This is a genomic window from Moorena sp. SIO4E2 (assembly GCF_010671945.1).
Classification (GTDB): domain Bacteria; phylum Cyanobacteriota; class Cyanobacteriia; order Cyanobacteriales; family Coleofasciculaceae; genus Moorena; species Moorena producens.
Genome location: NZ_JAAHIE010000561.1, coordinates 1 through 4,454, shown reverse-complemented (window position 1 = coordinate 4,454; position 4,454 = coordinate 1). Strand labels below are relative to the sequence as shown.

Here is a 4,454-nt window from a genome sequence, read left to right as displayed (position 1 = left end):
GAAGATGGTTGGTTTAATACTGGGGATTTAGGATTTATCCAGGCAGGAAATTTAACAATAACTGGACGACAAAAAGATGTAATTATTATCAATGGTCTTAACTATTATAGCCATGAAATAGAAGCAGTTGTGGAAGAATTATCAGGAATAGAGGTTTCTTATACTGCAGCTTGTGCTGTGCGAGAAGCTGATGGTAATACAGATAAATTAGCTATATTTTTGAGTACAGAAAAAACAGATGATAATGAGTTAATAAATCTGCTCAAAGAGATTCGCTCGGTTGTCGTTAAATCTATTGGTATTAATCCCGATTATTTAATTCCTGTAGACAAAGAACTAATTCCCAAAACTGCTATTGGAAAAATTCAACGCACACAACTGAAACAACGTTTTGAAGCGGGTGAGTTTAAGTCTATTCAGAAACGGTTTGATATTTTACTAGAAAATAGCAACACAGTACCTAAGTGGTTTTACCGCCCCAAATGGCGAGATAAAGAAACAGTAATTTGCAAATATCCGACCGAAAAAGGTTTAACTTTAATCTTTGTTGATGGTTTAGGATTAGGAAATTTATTGTGGAATAATTTACAGCAAAATAATCAAGATTGTTTGAAAATTAAAACCACCAGTTTAGAGTTCAATAAAATTGATGAAAATTGCTACTCAATTGCTCCGGGAAACCGACAACATTATCAACAGTTACTGGAGTCAATAGCACTCACAAAAGCACCCATTAGCAGAATCATACATCTAACTCAATACCAGGAATATGAAGAAATTACCAAGGTAGAGAGCATAGAACAGTCAAACTCTCAGGGAATTTATAGTTTATTACATTTGATTCAAAGCTTAGAAAAAATTCAGGGGACAAAACATCCGGTAGAATTATTGTGGGTGAGTAGTTACAGTCAGTCAGTTCTACCCACAGATAAAATAGCTTGTGAGAAAGCAACAGTGTTAGGGTTACTGAAAACTATCCCGATGGAAATGCCTTGGTTAAGTTGTCGTCACATCGATCTACCTGTAGCTGATTTGGAGGTAAATAGTAATTATATTTGGCAAGAGTTGTGGGATGTTTGCCCAGACTCAGAAATAGCATACCGAGATGGAAAACGCTTGGTATCAGGTATAGAAGCGGTAGATATGACATCAGCACCTCAACAGGAATTACCATTTAAACAAGGTGGTATTTATCTGCTGAGTGGGGGATTAGGAGGAATAGGTATAAAAGTTGCCAAATATCTGTTAGAGTATTATCAGGCGAAACTCATATTAGTGGGTAGAACGCCCCTAGATGAAATATCTGATAAAAATCAAACCTATCAACAGTTGCAGCAGTTGGGGGAAGTGACTTATGAAGCAGTAGATATTTGTAATTTAGAGAAGTTACAACAGATAGTAGGCAAAACTATATCAGAATGGGGAGGTCAACTGGATGGAGTAATCCATTTAGCTGGAATCTACCAAGAAAAAATGCTAGTTTCGGAAACCAAAGAAAGTATAGCTAGAGTTCTAAAACCGAAAGTTTGGGGGACTTTGGCGCTGCATGAATTACTTAAAGAAAATCCAGAGGGTTTGTTTGTCCACTTTTCTTCTATATTTGGCTTGTTTGGGGGAATATCTATAGGAGCTTATTCGGCGGCTAATCGTTTTATGCAAACCTTTTGTGATTACCAAAAATCTCACAACTCTATCAAAAGCTATTGTTTGGCTTGGAGTGCTTGGGATGAAACCGGTATGAGCCGAGGTTACCAAATCGAAAAACTCAAGCGTCAACAACGTGACAGAGGTTACTATTCTATGTCACCCTTACAAGGTATGTATTCGTTTTTGGCGTCTCTATCTTGTCATCATACTAATCTGCTAGTGGGTTTGGATGGTAGTAAGCCTCAGATCCAACGTTGGAGTTTTGATTGTCAAAGTTTACAACAGTTAACTGCTTATTTTACTGCTAAGACAGGGTTTATTATGAATCAGTTGCAAAAGTTGGAGGTACGCGATCGCTTTGGTCAACGAACTGATTGTCGGTGGATACAACAAGCACAAATACCTTTGACTGAGACTGGAGAAATAGATCGAGAGCAGTTGATAACGAGTGAGTTAGTCGGTTATAGCACTCATCAACAAACTAAACCACGGAATGAAACTGAACGTCAGCTTGTAGCTATTTTCCAGGAGGTATTGGGGGTATTAAGTGTGGGTATCCATGATAACTTCTTTGAATTGAAAGGCGATTCCCTAAAGATGACTCAAGTTGTTTCTCGTGTGCGAGAAACTTTGAACGTGGAGTTACCTGTAAGTCGTTTGTTTGAAAGTTCCACTGTGGCTAAATTAAGCGATTTATTTGAGGAGCGCGATAATAGTCACTTATCTTTAGCAAAACAACTACAAACTGCTTCTAATAATCAAGAAAATCGGGAGGAAATTGAACTGTGAAAACCTTAGAGAATTTTTTGTCTGAGCTAGCTCATCAAGATGTCAAATTATGGGTTGAGGATGGACGCTTGCGTTGTAATGCCCCAGAGGGGGTTTTAACATCAGATATCCGAACTCAGCTAACCGAACTTAAGCAAGAAATTATCACTTTTTTAGAACAAGCTAATTTAAATACAGACGACAAGCAGCTCCCACTTACACCTATTGAGCGAAATGGTAATCCTCTACCATTATCATTTGCCCAACAACGGTTGTGGGTTTTGGAAAAATTGGGTACAGTAAGCAATGCCTACAATGCCCCGTTGACCTTCCATCTGAGAGGGACATTGCAGCTAGTAGCTTTAAAGCAAAGTCTTAACCAGATAATCACTCGTCACGAAACTCTCAGAACCACATTTAAGGAAATCAATGGTACACCTATACAGGTAATCCAATCTCCTTATGAGTTAGAACTACCAGAAGTAGACTTGAGTGGATTAACACTATCCCAACAGAAAACACAGGTACAAAACTTGCTCCAACAAGAAAATCAGCAACTCTTCAACATAGAAGAACAAGATACACCAATACGGGCAAAGTTATTCAAGTTGGGTGAAAAAGAACACATACTCCTAGTGATATTACATCACATCGCAACTGATGGCTGGTCAGTGCCAGTATTTGCTAAAGAACTTTCAGCCTATTACCAAGCAGCAGTCACGGGGAAACCTTCTCCATTGCCAGAACTACCAGTGCAGTATGCTGACTTCGCTGTATGGCAACGTAACTGCTTGCAAGGGTCAGTCCTAGAAACACAACTGAATTACTGGAAGGAAAAACTCAAGGAACTACCTCAACTGCAACTGCCAACAGATCATCCCCGACCAGCTACAGAAACTTTCCGGGGTGGGGAGCAAATCATTAGTTTATCAGCACCACTGACAGCAAAATTAAACAAAATTAGCCAGGAGCAGAGTGTTACTTTATTTATAACTCTGTTAGCAGCTTTCAAAGTGTTACTGTGTCGTTACAGTGGTCAGGAACGGATAGTAGTGGGTTCACCCATCGCCAACCGCAACCGCAAGGAACTTGAAGGGTTGATCGGGTTTTTTGTGAACTCCCTGGTGATGTATACAGACCTGAGTGGGGAACCGACTTTCCTAGAAGTTTTGAATAGAGTCCGACAAACAGCATTAGAAGCTTACGCTCATCAAGACCTACCTTTTGAAAAATTAGTGGAGGAGTTGCAACCAGAGCGTTCTTTAAAGCATAATCCTTTATTTCAAGTTGTGTTTGCCCTTCAGCAGACAGAAACAGTGGTGTCAAATTTTAGCTTGCCCAACTTAGAGATGAGTTTACACCCAGTGGCAGAAGTTGAAATGACGGTGCGAATGGACTTAGAATTGCACTTATGGCAAGAGGGAGAAGAACTAAAGATATGGTGTGCTTATAACCGAGACTTGTTTGAAGCAGAAACGATCGGCAGAATGCTGTCACATTATCAAGTATTGTTATCTGCAGTTGTTGAGAATCTAGATGTACCAATCAGTCAATTGCCATTGATGACAGAGGCAGAGTTAGACCAGATACTGGTAGAATGGAACAACACAACAACAGATTACCCAAAAGACAAATGTATCCATCAATTATTTGAGGAACAGGTCGAAAACAACCCAAATTCCATAGCAGGAGTATTTGAGGAGCAAAAGCTGACCTATTCGGAATTAAATAGCAAAGCTAATCAACTAGCACATTATTTGCAAAAGTTGGGAGTAGTTCCAGAAACCCTAGTAGGTATATGTGTAGAGCGTTCAGTAGAGATGGTAGTAGGTTTATTAGCCATACTCAAAGCCGGAGGAGCTTATGTGCCATTAGACCCGGCCTATCCCCAAGAACGCCTAGAATATATGTTCGCTGACTCCCAAGTGTCAGTGTTACTAACTCAAGAACAATTATTAGCTCAACTCCCCCAACATCAAGCCCAAGTAGTCCTTCTAGATAAAGATTGGGAAAAAATAGCAACTGAAACACCAGAAAAA

Annotated in this window: 2 protein-coding genes; both read left to right on the top strand. The window is 39.4% G+C overall.

What is annotated here, in order from left to right; all coding sequences use genetic code 11:
- Nucleotides 1–2,436 (top strand): non-ribosomal peptide synthetase (locus F6K37_RS33005; protein WP_287254878.1); only part of this gene is annotated, 2,436 nt, incomplete at its 5' end.
- The coding region (locus F6K37_RS33000; RefSeq protein ID WP_287254877.1) for a non-ribosomal peptide synthetase at nt 2,433–4,454 on the top strand (2,022 nt) is incomplete at its 3' end. The genes F6K37_RS33005 and F6K37_RS33000, both read left to right, overlap by 4 nt.